The sequence below is a fragment of the Thermomonospora echinospora genome (genome assembly GCF_900108175.1).
In the GTDB taxonomy this organism is placed as follows: domain Bacteria; phylum Actinomycetota; class Actinomycetes; order Streptosporangiales; family Streptosporangiaceae; genus Thermomonospora; species Thermomonospora echinospora.
The window spans coordinates 15196-37082 of sequence record NZ_FNVO01000010.1 but is presented as its reverse complement, the minus strand read 5'-3'; the positions used below and the strand labels follow the sequence as shown (position 1 = coordinate 37082).

The window sequence follows — 21887 nt, the reverse complement described above, 5'->3', positions numbered from 1 at the left end:
GGCGATCGGGGTGCGGCGGAGTGCCGTGTACGTCGAAAGGTCCCGCACGTGCCGGAGCGCACCCCGGTGGAAGAGCCGGATCTGACCGAGCCCGAAGCGCTGCTCTGGAACGCCTACCTGACCGGAGAGACGGTCGACCTGGGCGCCGGACGCTCCGACCGGACGGTACGCGCGGAGGTGATCGCCCGGCTGCTGCTGGGCGCCCGCGAGCCGCTCCCCGGCCACGTCCCGGCCGTCCGGCTGCGCGGGGCGCACGTCACCGGCCGCCTGGACGTGTCCGGCGGCGTCATCGAGTGCGAGCTGCGGCTCGAACACTGCGTCCTGGACGAGATGCCGGACTTCTCCAACGCGCAGACCCGCCAGTTGCGGCTGTCGGACTGCCGGATGCCCGGCTTCGACGGCGGCGGGCTGCGGGCGGACGGCTATCTGAGCCTGTCGGGCTCGCGGATCAACGGCTCGGTGCGGCTGCCCCGCGCCCAGCTGTCCGGTGGCCTGCGGATGAACAGGACCAAGGTGATCTCGTCCGGGCCGGAGCAGTGGGCGCTGTTCAGCGGCGGGCTGGTGGTGGACGCCGGGGCGTTCCTGCGCCACGCGGAGTTCACCGGCGGGGTCCGCCTGGTCGGCGCGCGGATGAACGGCGGGCTGTTCATGGAGGGCACCACGCTGCGCAACCCCGGCCGGCGCGCGCTGGACGCGCAGAACATCCTCATCGAGGACGCCGCCGAGCTGAGCCACGGCTTCACCGCCGAGGGCAAGGTCCGGCTGCGCAACGCCCAGGTGCACGGGACGCTGTCGTTCGACCAGGCCGGACCGCTGCGCAACCCCGGCGCGATGTGCCTGCACCTGAGCCACATGCAGGTGGAGGAGCTGATCCTGACGCCGTCGGTGCCGGTCGAGGGCATCGTCTCGCTCGCCTACTCCAAGATCGGCGTGCTGCTGGACAACCCTGACCACTGGCCCGAGCGGCTCCGGCTCCAAGGCCTGACGTACGAGTCACTGCGCGGCGGCGGCGTGACCCGGCGCATCGACTGGGTCGGCCGCGACATCGAAGGCTTCCGCCCCCAGCCGTACGAGCAACTGGCGGCCTGGTACCGGCGCGACGGCAACGACCACCTGGCCCGCCGGGCGCTGCTGTACAAGCAGCGGGCCCGCCGCAGGTCGCTGCCCCGGCACTCGCGCGCCTGGGGCGCTCTCCTGGACGTCACCGTGGGGTACGGGTACCGGCCGTGGCTGGCGGCGGCCTGGCTGGGGGCGCTGCTGACGGCGGGCACCGTCGTGTTCGGGCTCATCCCGCCGCACCCGCTCAAGCAGCCCACGGAACGGCCGGACTTCCACTCGTTCATCTACACCCTGGACCTGCTCGTCCCGTTCGGCGCGTTCGGACAGCGCGAGGTGTGGAACCCGGACGGCTGGACCCAGTGGCTGGCCTACGGGCTGATCGCCGCCGGCTGGATCCTGGCCACCGCGCTGATCGCCGGAGCCACCCGGGTGCTGCGGCCGAACTGAGCCGATCGTCCCCGTGGTCGGCCACAATGGCGGCATGGGAACGTACCTCATCACCGGGGCGAGCGGCGGCATCGGAGCGGCGACGGCGGAACTGCTGGCCGACCGGGGACATGACCTCGTGCTGGTCGGCCGCTCCGCCGAGCGGCTGGCCAAGGTCACCACCGGGCTGGGCAGCGGGGCGCACGCCCGCACGCAGGTGCTGTACCGCGACGCCGCCGGGTCACCGGTGCCGGGTGCGTCCCCGGCGGGACGGCGCGGGGCGGTGCAGTCCGTGGTGCTGGACCTGGCCGAGCCCCGCCGACTGGAGGCCGCGCTGGCGGTCGCCGGGCTGCCGGAACGGCTGGACGGGGTGGTGCACAGCGCGGGCATCGTGGATCTGGGCCCGGTGGCCGAGCAGGACGCCGACCACTGGATCGACCAGCTCATGGTCAACCTGGTCGCCGCGGCGGAGCTGACCCGGCTGCTGCTCCCGGCGCTGCGCGCGGCCGAGGGGCACGTCGTCTTCGTCAACTCCGGCTCGGGGCTGCGCGCCCGGGCCGGCTGGTCGGCGTACGCGGCGAGCAAGCACGGCCTGAAGGCGCTGGCCGACTCGCTGCGCGAGGAGGAGCCCCGGCTGCGGGTGACGAGCGTCTACCCGGGCCGCACCGCCACCGAGATGCAGCGCAAGGTGCGCGCCCAGGAGGGCGGGCCGTACGAGCCGGAGAAGTTCATGTCGGCCGCCACGGTGGCCCGGGTGATCGTGAACGCCCTGGAGACCCCGCGCGACGCCACCGTCACCGACGTCTCCGTCCGCTCCTGACCCCGGGACCACACCCGGCACGGCACTCCGCCGCCCGTACGGAGCGACCCCGCACCGAGGCCACGGCCCCGGCACGCCCGCCTTCCACACGCCGGGACGGACGTGACCGCGGCAGGAGCGGTCACGCCTCGATGCGGCGGCGCAGGGTGAAGGCGGCCAGCACGCCGCCGATCAGCCCGAACAGGTGGCCCTGCCAGGAGATCATCGGGTCGGTGGGCAGGACGCCGTAGATCATCGTGCCGTAGAACACCGCCACCCCGACGGCGATCACCAGGTCCAGCAGGTTGCGCTCGAACAGGCCCCGGCCCAGCAGGTAACCGAAGAAGCCGAAGATCAGGATGCTGCTGCCCAGCGTCTCGACGGTCGGCGAGCCGGTGAACCACACCCCCAGCCCGCCCACCACGATGATGATCAGGGCGGCCGCCAGGAACCTGCCGATCCCGCGCGCCGCCGCCAGGAAGCCCAGCACCAGGAACGGCATCGTGTTGGCCATCAGGTGCTCGAACCCGCCGTGCAGGAACGGGGCGGTGAGGATCTGCGGCAGCTCGCCGGCATCGTGCGCCCGGATCCCGTACGCGTCGAGCCGGTTGCCCGCCGCGTAGTCGTAGATCTCCAGCGCCCACATGCCCGCGGTGACCGCCACGACCAGCACGGCCGCCGAGACCGCCCGGGTGGCGTGGGTCATCAGGCCCTCCGAACGACTCCGCCGGGGGACCACGGGGTTGCTCATCTCGCCGCCTCCGTCGGGGGGATCTCGCTGCCGGTACAACGAGCGGGGCCCTGTGATGGTGCCCTGCAGCCGCCCGCTCACACCGGCGGACCGGCCCCACCGGGCGGCGGGAGGCCCGGTCCGGCTGGCCGTTTCCGGTCAGATGATCTCTCTCGTCACCGGCGGAACGGCGGCTTACCTTCGGTGCGCGATCCCGAACGGCGATCATCGTGCCCCTTGACGTCCTCCCCACCGTGAACGGCGGGGATTCCAACCCATCGACCTACGCGGAGAGGAGGACAGGTTGAGGTTCGCGGTGCGTCGGCCCGGTAACCCGTGGCCCTTCCCGCGCAGACACGGCACGCCCTGCCGCCAGTTTGATGTTCTTGGCCGCGTTCACGTCAGCGTTGCCGGTGTAGCCGCAGGACCGGCAGCGGAAGACGGCTTGGCTCTCGCGCGCCCTCCGATCCATGACCCCACACGCCGAACACCGCTGACTCGTGTACGCGGGGTTGACCTTCACCAGGCGTCCGGGCGCCTTGTGCTCCAACCGCTCGGCCAGGAGCCCCCAACCGCCGGCAAGGATGCCCCGGTTGAGACCGGCCTTGGCCCGGACGTTCCGGCCAGGCCGCTCGACCGTGCCCTTCGCCGAGCGGGCCATGTTCCCGATGTTGAGGTCTTCGACCCCGATCACCTCGAAACGGCAGGCCAGGTCGGTGGAGGTCTTCTCCACCCAGTCCTTGCGCCGGTCGCTCTCGCGGGCCTTCAGCCGGGCGATGGCGGCCTTGACCTTGGCGCGCCGGTTGGAGCCGCGCCGGGCGCGGGCCAGCTTGCGCTGGAGCCGATGCAGGCGCTTGGCCTCGGTCTCGCGCAGGCCGGGGACGTTCAGCAATTCGCCTGTGGACAGGGCCGCCGAGACGGTCACGCCCCGGTCCACGCCGACGATCTCGCCTGTCCCGGGCGCGGGGATCGGTTCGGGGACGGCGGCGAACGCGACATGCCAGCGCCCGGCCGCATCCCGGGTGATCCGGTAGGACTTCACCCCTTCCGGCACGGCACGCGACCAGCGAAACCGCACCCAACCGACCTTGGGGACCTTCACCTCGCCGACACGACGGGACAGACGGCGCACGTGGTCGGGTTTGACCGCGACGATCCGGAATCCTTCGCGCCGGCCGCGCCTGCGCCACGTCGGCCGCCGGTGGGTGCCCGCGAAGAAGTTCGCCATGGCCTCGGCGAAATCCTTGAGTGCCTGCTGCTGCACGATGATCGACCCGGCGGCCAGCCAGGCGAACCCGGCACGCGCTTGGGTGAGCTGGCGGCACTGCTCAGCGAACCCCGGCGCGGACTTGCGTCCGGGCTTCCAATGCGCGTGCTGCTCGACGGCGAGGTTCCACACGTACCGGGCGTGCGCGCAGTGCCCGGCCAGCGCCTGTTCCTGGGCAGGCGTGGGCTGGAGACGGTAGCGGGACACGCCGATCAACCTATAGGGCACCACCGACAAAACCAGGAGGCCCAAATGCCGCATCGTGCCGCGTTTCCTCCCCGCCCTGAAGGACGAGGCATCCATGCTGTAGGCGCCCGGTGACGGGGTGACCGGATGACACGACGGGCCGGGCGGCCTCGGTGAGGGAGGATCGCCCGGCCTGTCCGCGTCGGGCCCCGTTCGTCATGCGGAGTGCGGAGTCAGGCCGCCGGGCGCTCGGTCAGGGGGGCCGGGGCGATGGTGCGCTGGGGGCGGCGCAGGTAGCGGCGCTCCTCGGGGGTGGTACCGCCCCAGATGCCGTCGGGCTCACCGGCCCGCAGGGCCCAGTCGAGGCACTCGGCCCGCACCGGGCACTGGGCGCAGACCGACTTGGCGGATCGCACCTGTTCGGCCATCACCGGCGACGTGTAGTTGATGGGGTAGAACAGCTCGGGGTCGACGCCGCGGTTGCGGCAGGCCGAGTAGTCGGTCCAGTGCTTGTCGGGGTTCAGCATGTCGTCTCCAGGTCGAACAGGGCCGCCAGCAGGGATGGCTCGCAGTGGCCGGCCCTTACCCGTTCCAGCAGCAGGGAGTCGGCCAGCCTGTGCAGCGCACCCGTCACGATCGCCAGTTGTGCGCAGTCCAGCGCGGTCCGTCGGGCGAGCCGGGTCACCTCGGCGTCGATGACCGCCGCGCAGCGGTCCCGCAGCGCGGCCGGCAGGTCGCCGTCCGGCCGTCCCTCGTCCGGCGCGAGCGTATGGGCGGCGTCGAGGGCGGGAGCGGACGGCGGCCGGGATTCGGCGCGGGGAACGTCGGCGAGGGCGACCATGACGGCGGTGGCCTCCATGAGATCCAGCGTGGTTCGTACCCAACGTAGTACTACAAGCCGTAGTACTACAAACGAGGGTAACTTACCGGCCCGACCGGGCGGATACCCTGAGCCACGTGGCTCGTGATCAAAAGGTGACCTTCCGCGAGGCCGTGCGCGACGACGTGCCCGCCATCGTCCGGCTGCTGGCCGATGACCCGCTGGGCAGCACCCGCGAGTCGCCCGGCGACGAGTTGCCCGAGCCCTACTGGACGGCCTTCGACGCCATCGACAAGGATCCCAACAACGCGATCATTGTGGCGGAGATCGACGGCAGGATCGCCGGTTCCCTCCAGCTGACCTACATTCCCGGCCTGACCTACACCGGCGGCGAGCGCGCCCAGATCGAGGGCGTGCGGGTGGCCTCCGAGCACCGCGGCCGGGGCGTCGGGCAGGCCCTGATCGAGTGGGTCATCGAGCAGGCCCGCGCCCGCGGCTGCCGGGTCGTCCAGCTCACCACCGACCGCCAGCGGCCCAACGCCATCCGTTTCTACCAAAAAATGGGCTTCCGTCCGAGCCACATGGGCATGAAATACCCCCTCATCGAGAAGTAGGCGCGGCGCCCCGGCCCCGTGCGCTGCGGCGCGAGGGCCGGGTCCGCACGGCGCGGGCGGCGACCTCGCCGCCCCGTTCTCGCGCCGCCCCTACCGTGAGAGAAGGCGTTCGCACTGCTGGACGCCCCAGGCGGTGATCATGATGACAGAGCGCACGATGCCGGCCGGTCCGCACGGTGATGAGGCCGGCGACCCCGGACAGGACGCGGCCGGCACCCGGCTGTTGGCCGTGGCCGGACGCCTGTTCGCCGAGCTGGGCTACGACGGAATCAGCACACAGACGATCGCCGCCGCGGCCGGCGTCGGTCTGAACGTGATAGCCGAGTGTTACGGCGGTAAGAGCGGCCTGTACATAGCGGTGATGGAGCAGTCCATCGGACCGTGGCACCAAGAAGTGAGGGCAGCCCGCCGGCAGGGCCCGCCGGGCGCCGAGGGTCTGATCTGGCTGATCGACTCGTATCTGGACTACTGCCTGGAGCACCCGGAGATGCCCCGGCTGTGGATCTACCGCTGGATGTCCGACGCCACCGACATCGGCGGCCCAGAGGAGCGGATCAGTGCGCCCCTGATGGAGGACGTGATGGCGATCGTCCGCCCGGCCGTCGCCCCGGACGTCGACCCCGATGCGGCGCTGTGGACCTTCGTTTGGGCGATCCACGCCTACATGCAGGCCGGTTTCCTGGACGACTTCGGCCGGCCACGCCGGCCGGAGAATCCGCAGACGCTGGACCGCTTCCGCCACCACCTGCACCAGCTCGTCTGGATGATGACCGCCCCGGACCCCTCGCTCCGCGAGCCGCGCTAGCCCAGATCCACGCTGGACGAGATCAGCGCTGGACCAGATCAGCGCTGGACCAGATCCGCGCTAGACGAACGGCCCGGCGTCCCGGAACAGGGCCTCGGCGCGTACCAGCATGCGTTTGAGGAGGGCGTTGAGGGCCTCCTGGTCCGCCTCGTCCAACCCTTCGAGCATGGCCTCCTCGGCCTCGCCGCGCAGCCGCATGGCCTCCTGCCACCTGTCGTGACCGAACTCGGTGAGCTCCACCTCGACCCGGCGGCGGTCCCCGGTGCCGCGCAACCGGCGGACCAGCCCGGCCCGTTCCAGGGTGTCGAGCCGCCCGGTCATCCCGGCGGGGGACAGCATCAGCTCGGCGGCCAGTTCGGAGGGGCCGGCCCGCCAGGGCCGCCCGCGCGAGACCAGCCGGTGCATCGTCTCGAACTCCGACTCCTGCAGGCCCACCTCCGCCAGCGCCCGATCCTTGGTCTGGCCGACGTGCTTGGCCAGGAACTGGATCCGGGTGATGATCCCCTCGGCCCGGTCGTCGAAGGGGGTCAGGCCACGCCAGCGGGCGATGTGCCGATCGACGGAGTCCTCCATGCCGCCATTGTGCTACGCCCGCCCCCGGGTAGATAATTCGGTAGCGAAATTTTCGCTACCGAAGTAAGTTGCCGGTCCATGAAGCTCTCCCATGGCCGGCTGCTCGTCGGCTGCGGCCTCGCGACGGTGGGGACCGCGCTGATCCCCACCGCCCTGACCCTGGCCGTCCTGCACGGCACCGGCTCGGCGGCCGACCTCGGCATCGTGCTGTCCGCCGAACTGCTGCCGCTGGTGCTGCTGCTGCCGGTCGCCGGGGTGGTCGCCGACCGGCTCCGACCGGAGCTGATCATCCTCGTCGCCGACCTGGTACGCGCCGCCGCACAGATCGCCATGGGCGTCGAACTGCTGTACGGCCTCACCCGGATCCCCGACCTGGCCGTGCTGTCGGCCATCACCGGAGCCGCGGTGGCCTTCGGCATGCCCGCGGTGCGCGGCCTCGTCACCGCAACGGTGCCCGGCCCGCAGCGTCTGCGGACCAACGCACGGCTGGGCGTCGTGCAGGGGGTGTCCCAGGTGGCGGCACCCTCGGTGGCGGGAGGTCTGTCGATCGCCCTGGGCGCGGGATGGTCCTCGGTGCTCACGGGCGGACTGTTCGCGCTGGGGGCGATCACGATCGGCGGGATGCGGACGCCCGCGGCCCGCCCCCGGGAACAGGCGGGCCCCGGCGCGTTCTTCGCGGAGATGCGCGAAGGCTGGGCCGAGACCAGGCGGCACCGCTGGTTCTTCTACAGCGTGATCGGCCACGGCGTCTGGCACCTGGCGGCCGGTTTCCTGCTCACCCTCGGCCCGGTCATCGCGGTACGGCACCTCGGCGGCGAATCCTCCTGGGTGGCCATCGTCCAGGTCGGGATGATCGGCCTGGTGGCCGGGATCTACCTGGCCGGCCGGCTGCCGATCCGCCGCCCGCTGGTCGTGGTCGCCGTCTGCACGGCCTCCTACGCGCTTCCGCTGACGGCCTTCGGGCTGCACGCCTCGATGCCGATGGTCACGGCGGCCTACTGCGCCGCGATGTTCGGCCTCGGCCTGCTGTCGACGCTATGGGAGACGGCCATGCAGGACCGCATCCCCGCCGAGGCCATGGGCCGCGTCGGCGCCTTCGACGCCCTCATCTCCTTCGCGGTCCGCCCGCTGGGCCTGGCGGTCGCCGCGCCCGTCGCCGCCCTCACCGGCACGGCGGTGCCGCTGCTGGTCGGCGCGGTCCTGGTGGCGGTGGTCAACCTCGCGGTCATCGCGCTCCCCGACATACGCAAGGAGCCCGCACGGACGGCGGCCGAACCGGTCCGATGAACGGCATCCGGTCGGCCGCCGGCCGCATCCGGGCGGCTCAGCCCGAGTCCCGCACCCGGTAGGCGAGTTCGATGGACCACTGGTCCATGTCGGGCTCGACGGCGGGGTCGTTCGGGTAGAACTCGAAGCAGCCGCCCCAGACCTCGCTGTCGCCCTCCTGCCGGATGTCCCAAGCGATGCCATGGTCGTCCGCCCAGCGCCGCAGCGCGGTGATGGAGCCGAACAGGCCGTCCGGGTGGCCGTGGTGCGTCAGCGTGGCGTAGCGGCCGGCCGGGATCGAGCCCGCGATGACCCGGCCGTCCTCCTCGACGGCCTCCGCCACCGGGACGCCCACCTCCACCTCGAACGGGGCGTCCCTGTCGCCGATCACCCAGTAGCGGTAGAACAGCGGCCCGGCAGGGGCGATCCCCTGCCGGGCGAGCCACCCGAAGACCTCCGGGACCAGGGCGTTGACCCGATCCCACTCCCTCATCGGAGCCTTGATCGGGATGGCGGCGTACGGCCGGGCGGCGCGTTCTTCGATCCTCGGTTCACTGCGCATCTGCGATCTCCCCACAGTCGTGCGGTCACGTTCACCTCCCCTACGACGCGGCGCTCGGAAACTCATCGGTCGGCGACGGATTCCCCGCCGGACGGCACTGACCGCCGAGCCACGCGGAACCGACTTGCGGGCTCCGGCCTCACCACCGTCACCTGCGGCCTTCCCCGCAAGCCCCGCCACCTCTCACCGTGTGCGGGCCGGGCTTCGGATTCAGGGGCCGCCGAGGGACGGCGGCAGGCCGAACAGCGGGAACAGGCGGTCGGTGTTCAGAAACGAGGTCGTTGCGGCGATGCGCCCGGCCCGCACGTCCACCAGTACCAGCGCCCTCGGCTCGAACGCACCGCCCGGCCCGGTGGGGACGTACTGGGCGAAGGCCGGTGAGCCGTTCGCGGCGACCCGCACCAGACGCGAGCCGAGACATCCCGCGGCCGGGGCGAGCAGCGCCCGGCGGATGTCCTCGCGGCCCCGCAGCCACCAGGCGAACGGGGGCATCGACATCGTGGCGTCCTCGTGCAGCAGCGAGACCAGCCGGTCGACGTCATGACGTTCGAAGGCGTCGCAGTAGCCGTCCAGCAGCCGCCGCCCCGCCTCGTCCAGCGGATCGGCCGGCCCGGGGGCCCGCAGGGTGGTCCGGGCGCGTTGCAGGGCGCTGTCGACGGCCGCGACGGTGCCGCCGAGCAGCCCGGCGACCTCGGCGGACTTCCAGCGCAGCACGTCCCGCAGGATCAGCACCGCACGCTGGCGGGGCGGCAGGTGCTGGAGCGCGGCCACGAACGCCAGCCGGATCGTCTCGCGCGCCGCCACCACTTCGGCCGGGTCCAGCCTGCCGTCCGGGACCGGCAGTACCCACCGTTCCTCCGGCAGCGGCCTGCCCAGGGCCTCGCCGGGCCGGGAGGCGGGACCGAGGTCCACGGCGCGGGCCCGCCGTTCGGCGCCGCGCAGCATGTCGAGGCAGATGTTCGTCGCGATGGCGTACAGCCAGGAACGCGGCTTCCCTCGCGCCTCGTCGAAGCGGTCGAGACTCCGCCAGGCGCGTACCAGGGTCTCCTGAACGGCGTCGTCCGCGTCGAACGCCGAACCCAGCATCCGGTAGCAGTAGCCGGTCAACTCCCCGCGGTACCGCTGCCACCACTGCTCCAGCACCGCCGAGTCGGGTACAAGACTCATCCGCACCCCACGCCCGGCGGCGCCGGTGCCGGCCGTTCAATGGTCAGGGACCGCACGGCTCTCCTCTTCGGACTCGTCACCGGACACGCCTACCTCATCATGGACCTTTCGTTCTCGGGTACGAGCGAGCTGTGACGGACCGGCCGGGACGTCCGGGTTTGCCCGGACGCCGTGGCCTCGTGGTTTGTTCACCTTGGCGTGTAATGCTGGACATTCGATCGTTCCCCCTGGTTCACCCCCGCCACCAGGAGGCCGACCACCGAGGAGCACGCGTGGCCGAACCGAAGAGCCAAATGGAGATCGAGCGCAAGTACGACGCCGAGCACGACTTCACGCTGCCCGACCTGTCGGGACTGCCCGGAGTCGCGTCCGTGAGCGAGCGCCGCTCGTACCTGCTCGTGGCGAACTACTTCGACACCGCCGATCACCGGCTGGCCACGCGCGGCATCACCCTGCGCCGCCGCCGCGGCGGGGAGGACGCCGGCTGGCACCTGAAGATGCCGGTGGGCCCCGACGCCAAGAACGAGCTGCGGGCCCCGCTGGGCCGCCCCCAGGTCGTCCCGGCCCGGCTGTCCGGCCTGGTCGCCGCGTACACCCGGGGCGCCGAGCTGCGGCCGGTGGCCACTCTGGAGACCAGCCGTACGGTGACGCGGCTGCTGGACGCCCAGGGGGAGGTGCTCGCCGAGGTCGCCGACGACGCGGTGATCGGCCGGGTGATCGACCCGGTGGTCGCCGGGGACGGGGAGCAGCCCGCCGGCAACGGCACCGCGCCGATCAGCGCCTGGCGGGAGATCGAGGTCGAGCTGGGCCCCGCCGGCACCCCCGAGTTGCTGAAGGCCGCCGGCAAGCGGCTGCGCAAGGCCGGCGCCCGCAAGGCGAGCAGCTCCTCCAAGCTGGGCCGCGTGCTGGAGCCCGTCATGACGGCCCCGTTCAACGGCCACCGGGCCGCCCCCGAGCTGCCCGCGGGCTCCGCCGGGGCCGCCGTGATCGGTTATCTGTCCGCGCAGGTGGACGCGGTGCTGAAGTTCGACCCGAAGGCCCGGCTGGCCGAGCATGACGCGGTGCACAAGATGCGGGTCTCCGTCCGCCGGATCCGCAGCGCCCTCAAGAGCTACGCACCCCTCCTGGACGCCGGACGCATCGCCCCGCTGGAGCCGGAGCTGAAGTGGCTGGCCGACGCCCTCGGCGAGGTCCGCGACCTGGAGGTGCTGCGGATGCGCTTCACCGACCGCCTGGACCAGCCGTACGGCCTGGAGCCCGCCGCCTCCCAGTCGTGGCTGGAGTCCCTGGCCAGGGAGGAGAAGTCGGCGTACCGCAGGCTCAACGTCACCCTCAAGGAGCCGCGTTACTTCGCCCTGCTGAACGCCCTGGACACCCTGGTGACCGACCCGCCGCTGACCGAACGGGCCGGCAAGGACGCCACCAAGGAGCTGCCCCGCCTGGTCACCCGCCAGTGGAAGCGCCTCACCAGAAAGTACGAGGCCATCTCCACCGCCGAGGACGCCGAGGAGGCCCGGCACGACACCCGCAAGGCCGCCAAGCGCGCCCGCTACGCGGCGGACCTGGCCGCCGACGCCCTGCGCGACCTCGCCCGGCAGACCGGCGGCAAGGACTCCCGCGACCTGGCGAAACTCGCCGACGCCGCCGACCGGACCGCAGGCCACGCCAAGAGCCTCCAGGAGGTCCTCGGCGGCTACCAGGACGGCGTCATCGCCATGGAGCACCTGAAGGCCGCCTCCGCCAACCGCACCACCACCCCGGCCGAGGCGTTCGTCCTGGGCGCCCTCTACGGCATCGAACGCTCCGAAGCCCACGCCTCCCTCTCCCAGGTCGAAGACACCTGGAAGAAGACCAAGCCCCCATCCTTCTGACCGCCGGTCGCGGTGTGCGGCTCCGGCAGGGCCAAGGCCGCCGATGACGGTAGCGCGCCGCCCGCCTCACAGGGCAGGCGACTAACGCGGGTGGGTGGAGTGGCGTTCCAGGGCGGCGATGCCGGTGGGGTGGCCGTGCGGGTCTGTGGACAGGTGGGCCACCCAGAAGCTGCCCTTGCGGAGAGAGGGATCGTCGGGGGCCTTCTCGCCGAGTCTGCGGCACAGCTCGGTGACGAGATCGGCGACGATCTCGCCGTGAGTGCATACCAGGAACGGGACGCCCTCGTCGATGAGCTCGTCCAGTTTCCTGCGGGCCTGCTCAGGAGGGCGGCCGATGGTGAACGCCGGGGCGGTGGTCGCCTCGGCGCCGTTCGCCAGTGTGTAGGGGAGCAGGGTCTCCACGCAGCGGGCGGTGGCCGAGCTGACCGGGCGGAGGGGGCCGAACGCCCCCAGCAGGTCGGCCAGCAGCCGGGCCTCGCAGCGGCCGTGCTCGTCCAGCGGGCGCAGGGCGTCGTCGTCGCGCCAGTGGCGTTTGTCCCCCGCCGAGGCGTGCCGCAGGATCACCACGGGACGGGTCACCGCCGGCCCGGCAGCGAACTCGTGCAGCAGGTCCACGTCCCGCTCGTAGGTCAGCAGCCGGGCGGCATCGTCCACCGGCAGCCACTCCAGGCGGTCCACCTCGTGGTTGGGGACGAAGGGCCTCCCGGCACCGATGGCCGTGGCGCTCCAGTAGTCGACCCGCTTGGGCCGGCCGCTCTTCATGTAGGTGGTCGTGGGCAGGCGGCGGCCCAGCCGTACCGTCAGGCCGGTCTCCTCCTCGGCCTCGCGCAGCGCGGCGGCCAGCACGTGCTCGCCCTTGTCGAGCTTGCCCTTGGGGAACGACCAGTCGTCGTACTTGGGCCGGTGGACCAGCGCGACCCGCGGCCCGTCCGGGCCGCCGCGCCACAGCACGACCCCGGCCGCACGGATCAGCGCGCCCTCGGGCACCGTCTCAGCCATCCACCGTCCTCCAGCGTCTGGTCCTCATCAGGTGCCGCTGGATGTCGAGCAGCGGCTCGGCCTCGTCGTCGCCCGGCGTCCCGGCGTACTGGTGCCGGGTCCACTCGCCGTCGCCGTCCAGCCACCAGCTCGCGGTGCCGTCGTCCATCGCCAGGTCCAGCAGCCGGACCAGCTCGTTGCGGTGCGCCCGGTCACTGACCCGCACCAGCGCCTCCACCCGGCGGTCGAGGTTGCGGTGCATCAGGTCGGCGCTGCCCAGCCAGACCTCCGGATCGCCACCCGCCTCGAATGCGAAGATCCGCGAGTGTTCCAGGAACCGGCCCAGCACGCTGCGGACCCGGATGTTCTCCGACAGATCCGGGATGCCCGGCCGCAGCGCGCAGATGCCGCGCACCCAGATGTCCGCCGGCACGCCCTCCCGCGACGCCCGGTACAGCGCATCGATGAGCACCTCGTCGACCAGCCCGTTGCACTTCATCCGGATGCGGGCGGGACGGCCGGCCCGATGGTGGTCGATCTCCCGCTCGATCCGTTCCACCAGCCCCGAGCGCAGGCTGTGCGGCGCCACCAGCAACCGGTGGTAGGAGTTCTGCCGGGAGTAGCCGGTCAGGTGGTTGAACAGCGTGCTGACGTCCTCGCCGACGTCCGGCGCGGCGGTCAGCACCCCGAGGTCCTCGTACTGGCGGGCGGTCTTGGGGTGGTAGTTGCCGGTGCCGACGTGGCAGTAGCGGCGCAGCGTCCCGTCGGACTCCTGCCGCACCACCAGCGACAGCTTGCAGTGCGTCTTGAGCCCCACGAACCCGTACACCACGTGGCAGCCGGCCTGCTCCAGCTTGCGCGCCCACTCGATGTTGGCGCGCTCGTCGAAGCGGGCCTTCAGCTCGACCACCACCACAACCTGCTTACCCGCCTCGGCCGCGCCGATCAGCGCGTCCACGATCGGGGAGTCCCCGCTGGTGCGGTAGAGGGTCTGCTTGATCGCCAGCACCTGCGGGTCGGCCGCGGCCTCCTCGATGAGCCGCTGCACGGTGGTGGTGAACGAGTCGTAGGGATGGTGGACCAGCACGTCGCGCTCGCGGATCGCGGCGAACAGGTCCGCGTCGATCGGCAGCGCCTGCTTGGACGGCACGAACGGGGGGTACTTCAGCTCCGGCCGGTCCAGGTCGGCGATGGCGTGCAGCCCGGCCAGGTCCAGCGGGCCGGGCACCTTGTAGATCTGCCGGTCCTTGATGCCCAGCTCGACGGTGAGCATCTCCAGCACCTCGGGGGAGATGGACTCCTCCACCTCCAGCCGCACCACCGGGCCGAACCGGCGGCGCAGCAGTTCGCGTTCCAGCGCCTGCAGCAGCCCCTCGCTGATGTCCTCGTCGATCTCCAGGTCCTGGTTGCGGGTCACCCGGAACGCGTGGTGCTCGACCACCTCCATGCCGGTGAACAACTGGCCGAGGTGCGCGGCGATCACGTCCTCCAGCGGGGTGAACCGGTCGGCGGACGCCTCGATGAAGCGGGGCAGCACCGGCGGCACCTTGACCCGGGCGAACATCGTCGCCTCGCTCTCGGGGTCCCGGACGACCACCGCCAGGTTCAGCGACTGCCCGCTGATGTAGGGGAACGGGTGCGCGGAGTCGACCGCCAGCGGGGTGAGCACCGGGTAGATCCGGTCCCGGAACATCCGGTGCAGCCGCTCCTGCTCGGTCTGCGACAGCTCGTCCCAGCGCAGGATCTCGATGTCCTCCTTGGCCAGCGCCGGGCAGATCTGGTCGCGGAACACGTCGGCGTGCCGCAGCATCAGCTCGCGCGCCACCGCCGAGGTGCGCTCCAGCACCTCGCGGGGCCGCCGTCCGCTGGCCGACTGCACGGCCAGCCCGGTGGCCATCCGGCGGGTCAGCCCGGCCACCCGCACCATGAAGAACTCGTCGAGGTTGCTGGCGAAGATCGCCAGGAAGCGCACCCGCTCCAGCAACGGCAGCGACGGATCCTCCGCCAGCTCCAGGACACGCTGGTTGAACCGGAGCCAGCTCTCCTCCCGGTCGAGGTAGCGGTTGTCCGGCAGGGCGTCACCTCGCGAGGGGATATGTCCCGGATTGACACTCATGCCCATCATCATCCCCGCCCTTTATGAACAAATGCCCAGGCCGCATGAACAGCGGGTGAACCCCTCCCCCGCCGACGGCACTCAGATCCAATGATCACGTCTGCGGTTCCCCGGCAACGCCCTGACGCCCCGTCCGGATCAGGCCGCGCCCGTCCGTCCACGGGGTGTTCCACTCTGCGCGGGGATCATTCCGCCCCGCTCTTCACCACCGCCGCCCCGGCCGGGGCGGGCCTGCCCGTGAAGCTCGTGTCAGGGACGCCACTGGTCCAGGTAGGCCGGCAGATCACGTTCGGCGAAACGGGCGGGATTCCAGTCGTCCGGCTCGGTGCGGCCCTTCCACACGTACGTCCAGGCCCGCCGCCCGTCGTCCAGCGCCATCCGGCGGGGCTCGTACGACTCGCCCTCATAGGCGTCGAGCAGCCGGCGCTCGGCCTCGGACAGGCCCGTCATCAGCAACCCGTCCGCCACGCCGCCCGGGTCGGCGACCAGCCCGGGATACACCACACCGGGCAGCGCCTTGACGCGCCACCCCACGGCCCTGGCGGGCTCCAGCTCCGGCACCCGTCCCAGCAGCGCTTGGAGAACCTCGGGGAACCGCAGCGTCCCGTAGACGAACAGCCCGTCCGGCTCACAGCGGGTCGCACCCGCGGGGTCGGCGGGGCCAGGCGGCCGGTCATCGCCGGCGAGAGCGTCCATCCCCTCATCCTCACCGCGCCGGACCCGTGCGACGGCCCGGACGGCGTCAGGAACGCCGGTCGGCCGCCGCCTCGGACCCGCCGGGCCTGGCCTTCATGAAGAACGACAGCGCCTCCGGCACGTCCCGGAGCTCCATCCGCTGTGGGCCGCCGACCGGCAGCGCCCCCGCCACGACGATCAGGGCGGCCACGATCACCCAGCGAACCAGCCGTCTGCGCATTCCAACCTCGGACTCTCCCGGCGTCGACCGAGCGGCACTCACCGCGGAGACACCATGGACCCAAACCCACACGTCGCGTGACCAAAAGACGGAAAAGTGATCCAGGTCACACAGCCTGGATCGCGGTGGACTCCGGTCCTGCGCGGACGCGCGTACACGCGGACCGCCGGCCGGCCCGTCCGGCCGATGCGGTGCGGTGCCGGGCGGAGGCCCCGGGGCCGTCGTCCCGGACGGACGCAACCGGCCGGTGGGGGTCGGGATAGAGGGGGTGTCGGCATTCGGAGATCGAGGAGACACCCATGAAAGGACGTACCGGTCCATGGCTCCGGCGAGAGCGGTGAGCCGTCCCCCGGGGCAGCTCGACGACGAAGCCATCGTCGCCGCCTCTCTGGAGGAGCCTGAGGCGTTCGGGGAACTGTTCCGCCGCCACTCGCCACGGCTGCACGCCTATGTGCAGCGGCGGCTGGGGCCTGCCCTGGCGGACGACGTGGTGGCCGAGACGTTCGCGACCGCGTTCCGGCAACGGGCGCGGTTCGACGGACGAGCGGCGTTCGGCGCGTGGCTGTGGGGCATCGCGAGCAAGGTCATCGCCAGGCACCACCGGCAGGAGAGCCGCATGTACCGGGCGTTCGCCCGGACCGGGGTGGACCCCGCCGTGGACGGCGTCGCCGAGTTGGCCAGCGCCCGCGCGGCGGCCACCGCGCTCGGACCCCACCTGGCCAAGGCCCTCGCCGGCCTGAAGGCGCAGGACCGCAACGCGGTCCTGCTGCTGGCGTGGGCCGATCTGTCGTACGCCGAGATCGCGGTGGCCCTGGACCTGCCCCTCGGCACCGTGAAAGCCAAGATCCACCGGGCCCGAGCCAAGCTCCGCAAGGCCCTTCCCGAGGAGACCAACGATGGATGAGATCGACGCCCTGCGGGGGATGCGCACCGCCCTGACCCGCGAGGAGGCCCCGGACCGGCTGGCCCAGCGGATCGACTGGCGGTCGGCCCGGCCCGCCGCCGAGGCCCCGCGCCGCCGCGGCCGGTTGAAGATGCCGCTGGTGAGCCTGGCCACCGCGGCGGCCGTGTCCGCGGCGGCCGTGGCGGTGGTGTCCCTGGCCTCGGACGAGCGGCCGCCCGGTGGCCCGTCCTCCCCGACCGTCCTGACCGGCAACGCACTGCTGGTGGCCGCCACGAACGCGGAGAAGGCGCCGACCGGCAGGTACTGGCACACCAAGCGGGTGGCCGGGAAGGTGTACGCGGTCGGCAAGACCGCCGCGGACCACTACAAGGTGGACACGAGCCGGGAGTACGAGACATGGGTGGACCGCGACGGCAAGAGCCACAGCTTCATGACCGACCGGCCGGCCCGCCCGGTGACCGCCGAGGACCGGCGCAGGTGGCAGGCTGCCGGGTCCCCCGATGAGATCCTCGCCCCGGACCCCGACGGGGTGATGGTCTCCCTGTTCGTGAAGTCGCTCGGCCCCCGGAGTCCGATGCCCTCGCCCCCGGACGCCTACAGCTTCCACGGCCTGACGGTACGACAGCTCGCCGAGCTGCCCACCGACGCCAAGGCGCTGGAGAAGACCCTGCTGGGCCTCAAGGGCAACTGGCACGCCTACTCGAAGGACTTCTCACAGCGGCCCGTGCGGGAGCCGATCCGTTCCCTGCGCGGCGCGGAGCGGGTCCGGGCGCTCAGCGATGTGGCCGGTGACCTGCTGGCCAACCAGCCCGTTCCGCCGGGGGTACGGGCGGCGGCGTTCAAGATGCTGGCCGGGCTGCCCGGCGTCACGGTCAAGGGGCAGGGCACCGACCCGCTGGGCCGCACCGGAACGGTGGTGTCCCTGCCCCTGGAGACCACCACCCCGCTCGGGATCTACAGCGCCCCGAAGCAACTCGGCACCTACCGCCGCCAGTGGATCATCAACCCCGCCAACGGCACCCTCCTGGCGGTCCAGGACCTCGTGGCGACCCCGCCGAAGGGGTCGCGCCGCCTGCCTCCCGGGGACGACGGCAAGCCGCGCCGCCTGACGGTCGACTACCAGCCCGACCGCTTCCACCGCCCCGGCGAGGTGTCGTCGTACGAGGTGTACACGGTCACCGAGTGGACCGACACCCAGCCGCGCTGACCCCCGGCGCCCCGAGTCGGCATCGCCATTCATGACCTGTTGCCCACCGACGCGTTCAGATCTCGACGGGGAACCGGTCGATGTCGCCGCCCAGCTTCTTGAACACGTCCGCGTCGATGACCGTGTTGGGCGGCGGCGGAGTGATGCTGACCGGGACGCCGTAGTCGCTGAAATCCAGCCGCTCCTTCTCCGTGCCCTCAAGCTGCAGCACATACGGTTGGCCCACAGTCGACACATAGATGTTGCCGATGTCGCCGCCTTTCAGCGTGATGACGGAGTTCCAGCCGACCATGGCCGTCGTGCCCTTGGTCAGGGCGCCCGTCGACCGCAGCGCATCACCGAGCAACTCCCTGTGGTCGGTGAAGGCCTTCAGTTTCCTCAGGTTCGTGTCGTCGATGGTGGCCTTGAGATATTTGCCGGACATCATGTCCACGACCGCCCGCCCGCCGAGCTCCCGCCAGAACGCGTCATCGGCCTTCATGTAGACGGTCCGGCCGATCCGGACGAGGTGCAGGCTGTTGTCGCCGAAGGTCACCTCTCCCATCGCCCGGTCGGGTGCCGAGGAACGGACGTCCATCCGGAACTGAAGGCCGCCCTTGCCGAACCCGCCGCGCATCCGCACGGACCCGGCCGCCAGGCTCGCCTGCCCGGCCCGGTCGAGGATCTCCTGGGCCGTCAGCCGTTCGACGCCGTTGACGGCGGCGGTGGGCTGCGCCGACGTGGACGCCGCGCCCGGCTCCCCGGCCGCCGCGCCGTCGTCATCGCAGCCGGCGGTCAGCAGCCCGCCCAGCAGGAGCATGACCAGCACGGCGGGTTTGCGCACACCCATGACAGACCTCGATTCGCCCATTTCCGATGATCGCCAGTAGGACGGCCGATTCCGCCGAACCGTTGTCATCGCCGTCGGGGGTGCGGCAGGTGGAGAAGTGGCACAGCGCCTGGCGGGCGGTCGAGCGCGACGACGAGGCGATCCGGCAGCGGAGGAGCCGGGTGTGGCCGTGCCGGCAAGCAGCGCGGCGGCCCGGACCGGACGGCACTCGCCGCGGAGACGCCGTGGCCCCGAACCCGTACGTCGTGTGACCCAAATCGGGAAAAGCGATCCAGGTCCCAGGATCTGGATCACACTCGTACGGGCATCATCCTCGGCCGGGCTCAGACGAGGCCGAGGGAGAGCATCGCCTGGGCCACCCGGGTGAATCCGTCGATGTTGGCCCCGGCGACGTAGTCGCCCGGCATCCCGTAGGCGTCGGCGGTGGTCATGCAGCGGGTGTGGATGTCCCGCATGATCTGGCGAAGCCGGTCCTCGGAGTGCTCGAACGTCCAGGAGTCGCGGCTGGCGTTCTGCTGCATCTCCAGCGCGCTGGTCGCCACGCCGCCGGCGTTGGCCGCCTTGCCCGGCCCGAAGGCGACGCCCGCCTCACGGAAGACACGCACGGCCTCGGGCATCGTGGGCATGTTGGCGCCCTCGCCCACCGCGATGCAGCCCCCGCGCACCAGCTTGTGGGCGTCGGCGCCGGTGAGCTCGTTCTGGGTGGCCGACGGCAGCGCCACCTCGCAGGGCACCTCCCAGACGCTGCGGCCCGGAACGAAGGTCGCCCCGTCGCCGGCCCGCGCCACCGCGTACTCCTCGATCCGCTGCCGGCGGACCTCCTTGACCTCCTTCAGCAGCGCCAGGTCGACGCCCTTCTCGTCGACGACGTAGCCGGAGGAGTCGGAGCAGGCCACGACGGTGCCGCCGAGCTGGATGACCTTCTCGATCGCGTAGATGGCGACGTTGCCGGCCCCGGAGACGACCACGCGCCGGCCGTCGAAGGAGGTACCGCGGGCACGCAGCATCTCCTCCACGAAGAACGCGCACCCGTAGCCGGTGGCCTCCGGGCGCACCTGCGCGCCGCCGTGCAGCAGCGGCTTGCCGGTCAGCACCCCGGACTCGTACCGGTTGGTGATGCGCTTGTACTGGCCGAACAGGTAGCCGACCTCACGGGAGCCCACCCCGATGTCACCGGCCGGCACGTCGGTGTGCTCGCCCAGATAGCGGTACAGCTCGGTCATGAAGCTCTGGCAGAAGCGCATGATCTCCGACTCCGAGCGTCCCTTCGGGTCGAAGTCCGAGCCGCCCTTGCCGCCGCCGATCGGCATGCCGGTGAGGCTGTTCTTGAAGATCTGCTCGAAGCTCAGGAACTTCACTATGCCCAGGTACACCGAGGGGTGGAAGCGCAGGCCCCCCTTGTACGGGCCCAGGGCGCTGTTGAACTCCACCCGGAACCCGCGGTTGACGTGCACCTCTCCGCGGTCGTCCTGCCAGGGCACCCGGAAGATGATCTGCCGCTCGGGCTCGCAGATCCGCTCAATGATCTTCGCATCGGTGAACTCCGGATGCTTGGCGATCACCGGTCCCACGCTCTCGAACACCTCGCGGACCGCCTGGTGGAACTCCACCTCGCCGGCGTTGCGCCGGACGACCTCATCGAAGATCGGCTCAAGCCTCTCGTGCACGAACGATTCCCTCCCTGGCTCATCGCGGCCCGGCCCGCCTCCTCGCGCGGGCTCCGGCCTCCTGCTGACCATGGTCGACGATCCGCCGCCCGCCGGCCCGCCTCACCCGCCACCGCGGACGAGGGCGGCGGCATGCGGAGGGCCCACCGGCCGCGACCACGGCACCGTCCCTGGGCACGACGTGTCGCCGCCCTTGGACGCCCGTATTTCCCCTGGTCAAGGGTAGGGCTACGAAGCCCGTGAGCTGGATCACCTCACCGAATGGCGTTCGGTATGGTGGGGGCCATGACGGTCTACGCGCTGGCCCAGATCTCCATCCACGATCGCAGGCGTTACGACGCCTATGTCGCGGGGTTCATGGACGTCCTCACCACGTATCAGGGCCGCCTGCTCGCCGCCGACGAACGGCCGGAGGTCGTCGAAGGCGAGTGGCCCCACGACAAGGTCATCCTGCTGTCCTTCCGGGACCGCGACGCCTTCGAGACATGGGCGAACTCCCCCGAGTACCAGGAGATCTCCAAGGACCGCCTCGCCGCCACCACCGGAGTCGTCATCCTCGCCAAGGGCCTGTGAGCAGGCGCCGGGGTGTCCTCGCGCGGCCCGTCAGACATCGAAGGCGGCGAACAGGGAGCCGACGATGAGCCCCATGGCCAGGAACGCCGCAGGACCTCCCGCCCACGCGGCCGCCCGCCCCTGGGCACCGGTGGCTCCCGCGTCCTCCAACATGGCTCGGACCTCGGCGTAGGGACCGGCGCCCCGATCGGGCATCGCCATCATGACGATGGGCGCCTGCAGCAGCCCGGCAAGCCCTATCACCGTGGGCGCCGGCCAGCTCATACCGGTCGCGTCACCGAGTGACAGGCCAAGGGCGACGGCGCAACCGTAGGCGATCATGGCGGCCAGTTGCAGCCCGACGGCGAACAACCCCGCCGCCAGGGCGCTGTCAGGCACCCTCCGCAGCAGCGGGCGCCACACCCGGAGCCCGACCCGCCGGCGGACCAGCGCCCCCCATCCCACCAGGAGCAGGGCGACCGCCACCACCAGCCACATCGTGCCGGACGGCTCCTTTCCGGCCAGGATCCGAACTGTAAATAGTATGTCCTATTAGATCCGTTCGCCGCCAGG

At 71.7% G+C, this 21887-nt stretch carries 23 protein-coding genes; 9 read left to right on the top strand and 14 right to left on the bottom strand.

Features of this window, described 5'->3' with window-relative positions:
• Nucleotides 1-48 precede the first annotated feature (48 nt).
• Nucleotides 49-1506, top strand: a complete 1458-nt coding sequence (locus tag C4U03_RS22095) for a hypothetical protein (RefSeq protein WP_103939768.1) — start codon at nucleotides 49-51, stop codon at nucleotides 1504-1506.
• A 34-nt stretch (nucleotides 1507-1540) separates the two neighbouring features.
• Nucleotides 1541-2305, top strand: coding sequence for an SDR family oxidoreductase (locus C4U03_RS22090; protein WP_103939767.1), 765 nt, complete (start codon nucleotides 1541-1543; stop codon nucleotides 2303-2305).
• A gap of 121 nt (nucleotides 2306-2426) precedes the next feature.
• Here C4U03_RS22090 and C4U03_RS22085 read toward each other — a convergent pair whose 3' ends face one another.
• The 4 genes from C4U03_RS22085 to C4U03_RS22070 all read right to left on the bottom strand — a co-directional run bounded on the left by C4U03_RS22085 (nucleotide 2427) and on the right by C4U03_RS22070 (nucleotide 5326).
• Nucleotides 2427-3035, bottom strand: a complete 609-nt coding sequence (locus C4U03_RS22085; protein WP_103939766.1) for a rhomboid family intramembrane serine protease — start codon at nucleotides 3033-3035, stop codon at nucleotides 2427-2429.
• A 262-nt stretch (nucleotides 3036-3297) separates the two neighbouring features.
• On the bottom strand, nucleotides 3298-4542 hold the full coding sequence (locus C4U03_RS22080; RefSeq protein ID WP_200827393.1) for an RNA-guided endonuclease InsQ/TnpB family protein: 1245 nt from the start codon (nucleotides 4540-4542) through the stop codon (nucleotides 3298-3300).
• Nucleotides 4543-4700: 158 nt separating this feature from the next.
• A complete protein-coding gene (locus C4U03_RS22075) occupies nucleotides 4701-4994 on the bottom strand; it encodes a WhiB family transcriptional regulator (RefSeq protein ID WP_103939764.1) in 294 nt (97 codons plus the stop codon).
• Entirely contained in the window at nucleotides 4988-5326 is a 339-nt protein-coding gene (locus C4U03_RS22070) for a hypothetical protein (RefSeq protein WP_103939763.1), read from the bottom strand. Before C4U03_RS22070 ends, C4U03_RS22075 begins: the two co-directional genes overlap by 7 nt.
• Nucleotides 5327-5442: 116 nt before the next feature.
• Here C4U03_RS22070 and C4U03_RS22065 point away from each other — a divergent pair, with 116 nt between their 5' ends.
• Nucleotides 5443-5901: a GNAT family N-acetyltransferase gene (locus tag C4U03_RS22065; protein WP_103939762.1), complete on the top strand. Its 459-nt coding sequence runs from the start codon at nucleotides 5443-5445 to the stop codon at nucleotides 5899-5901.
• 139 nt (nucleotides 5902-6040) lie between these two features.
• Nucleotides 6041-6706, top strand: a complete 666-nt coding sequence (locus tag C4U03_RS22060) for a TetR/AcrR family transcriptional regulator (RefSeq protein ID WP_146087464.1) — start codon at nucleotides 6041-6043, stop codon at nucleotides 6704-6706.
• 60 nt (nucleotides 6707-6766) lie between these two features.
• Here C4U03_RS22060 and C4U03_RS22055 read toward each other — a convergent pair whose 3' ends face one another.
• Nucleotides 6767-7279, bottom strand: a complete 513-nt coding sequence (locus C4U03_RS22055; protein ID WP_103939760.1) for a MarR family winged helix-turn-helix transcriptional regulator — start codon at nucleotides 7277-7279, stop codon at nucleotides 6767-6769.
• A gap of 78 nt (nucleotides 7280-7357) precedes the next feature.
• Here C4U03_RS22055 and C4U03_RS22050 point away from each other — a divergent pair, with 78 nt between their 5' ends.
• Nucleotides 7358-8566: an MFS transporter gene (locus tag C4U03_RS22050; protein WP_103939759.1), complete on the top strand. Its 1209-nt coding sequence runs from the start codon at nucleotides 7358-7360 to the stop codon at nucleotides 8564-8566.
• A gap of 37 nt (nucleotides 8567-8603) precedes the next feature.
• Here C4U03_RS22050 and C4U03_RS22045 read toward each other — a convergent pair whose 3' ends face one another.
• Nucleotides 8604-9107: a GyrI-like domain-containing protein gene (locus C4U03_RS22045; protein WP_103939758.1), complete on the bottom strand. Its 504-nt coding sequence runs from the start codon at nucleotides 9105-9107 to the stop codon at nucleotides 8604-8606.
• A gap of 210 nt (nucleotides 9108-9317) precedes the next feature.
• Nucleotides 9318-10274 (bottom strand): sigma-70 family RNA polymerase sigma factor, encoded by a 957-nt coding sequence (locus tag C4U03_RS22040; protein ID WP_103939950.1) that lies wholly within the window; start codon nucleotides 10272-10274, stop codon nucleotides 9318-9320.
• A gap of 272 nt (nucleotides 10275-10546) precedes the next feature.
• Between C4U03_RS22040 and C4U03_RS22035 the strand changes: the two genes are divergently transcribed.
• Nucleotides 10547-12145 (top strand): CYTH and CHAD domain-containing protein, encoded by a 1599-nt coding sequence (locus C4U03_RS22035; protein ID WP_160147058.1) that lies wholly within the window; start codon nucleotides 10547-10549, stop codon nucleotides 12143-12145.
• Between the two features lie 81 nt (nucleotides 12146-12226).
• Here the strand turns inward: C4U03_RS22035 and C4U03_RS22030 are convergent, their stop codons facing one another.
• The 4 genes from C4U03_RS22030 to C4U03_RS40520 all read right to left on the bottom strand — a co-directional run bounded on the left by C4U03_RS22030 (nucleotide 12227) and on the right by C4U03_RS40520 (nucleotide 16155).
• On the bottom strand, nucleotides 12227-13144 hold the full coding sequence (locus C4U03_RS22030) for an NUDIX hydrolase (RefSeq protein WP_103939756.1): 918 nt from the start codon (nucleotides 13142-13144) through the stop codon (nucleotides 12227-12229).
• Nucleotides 13137-15239: an RNA degradosome polyphosphate kinase gene (locus C4U03_RS22025; RefSeq protein ID WP_103939755.1), complete on the bottom strand. Its 2103-nt coding sequence runs from the start codon at nucleotides 15237-15239 to the stop codon at nucleotides 13137-13139. The genes C4U03_RS22030 and C4U03_RS22025 overlap by 8 nt, the downstream gene beginning before the upstream one ends.
• A 249-nt stretch (nucleotides 15240-15488) precedes the next feature.
• Nucleotides 15489-15935: a gamma-glutamylcyclotransferase family protein gene (locus C4U03_RS22020; RefSeq protein ID WP_103939754.1), complete on the bottom strand. Its 447-nt coding sequence runs from the start codon at nucleotides 15933-15935 to the stop codon at nucleotides 15489-15491.
• A gap of 46 nt (nucleotides 15936-15981) precedes the next feature.
• Nucleotides 15982-16155 (bottom strand): hypothetical protein, encoded by a 174-nt coding sequence (locus tag C4U03_RS40520; RefSeq protein WP_160147057.1) that lies wholly within the window; start codon nucleotides 16153-16155, stop codon nucleotides 15982-15984.
• A gap of 319 nt (nucleotides 16156-16474) precedes the next feature.
• On the opposite strand from C4U03_RS40520, the gene C4U03_RS22015 reads away from it, so the two are divergent.
• Both C4U03_RS22015 and C4U03_RS22010 read left to right on the top strand, forming a co-directional pair.
• Nucleotides 16475-17059 carry an RNA polymerase sigma factor gene (locus tag C4U03_RS22015; RefSeq protein WP_103939753.1) on the top strand — a complete coding sequence of 195 codons (585 nt, stop codon included), beginning with the start codon at nucleotides 16475-16477 and terminating at the stop codon, nucleotides 17057-17059.
• Nucleotides 17052-18266 (top strand): CU044_5270 family protein, encoded by a 1215-nt coding sequence (locus tag C4U03_RS22010; RefSeq protein ID WP_103939752.1) that lies wholly within the window; start codon nucleotides 17052-17054, stop codon nucleotides 18264-18266. The genes C4U03_RS22015 and C4U03_RS22010 overlap by 8 nt, the downstream gene beginning before the upstream one ends.
• A 55-nt stretch (nucleotides 18267-18321) precedes the next feature.
• Here C4U03_RS22010 and C4U03_RS22005 read toward each other — a convergent pair whose 3' ends face one another.
• Entirely contained in the window at nucleotides 18322-19095 is a 774-nt protein-coding gene (locus tag C4U03_RS22005) for a hypothetical protein (RefSeq protein WP_103939751.1), read from the bottom strand.
• 323 nt (nucleotides 19096-19418) lie between these two features.
• Nucleotides 19419-20762 (bottom strand): NADP-specific glutamate dehydrogenase, encoded by a 1344-nt coding sequence (gdhA, locus tag C4U03_RS22000; protein WP_103939750.1) that lies wholly within the window; start codon nucleotides 20760-20762, stop codon nucleotides 19419-19421.
• Nucleotides 20763-21047: 285 nt separating this feature from the next.
• Here gdhA and C4U03_RS21995 point away from each other — a divergent pair, with 285 nt between their 5' ends.
• Complete coding sequence (locus tag C4U03_RS21995; RefSeq protein ID WP_103939949.1) at nucleotides 21048-21335, top strand: DUF1330 domain-containing protein; 288 nt, start codon at nucleotides 21048-21050, stop codon at nucleotides 21333-21335.
• A 30-nt stretch (nucleotides 21336-21365) separates the two neighbouring features.
• Here the strand turns inward: C4U03_RS21995 and C4U03_RS21990 are convergent, their stop codons facing one another.
• A complete protein-coding gene (locus C4U03_RS21990) occupies nucleotides 21366-21812 on the bottom strand; it encodes a hypothetical protein (protein ID WP_103939749.1) in 447 nt (148 codons plus the stop codon).
• Nucleotides 21813-21887 lie beyond the last annotated feature (75 nt).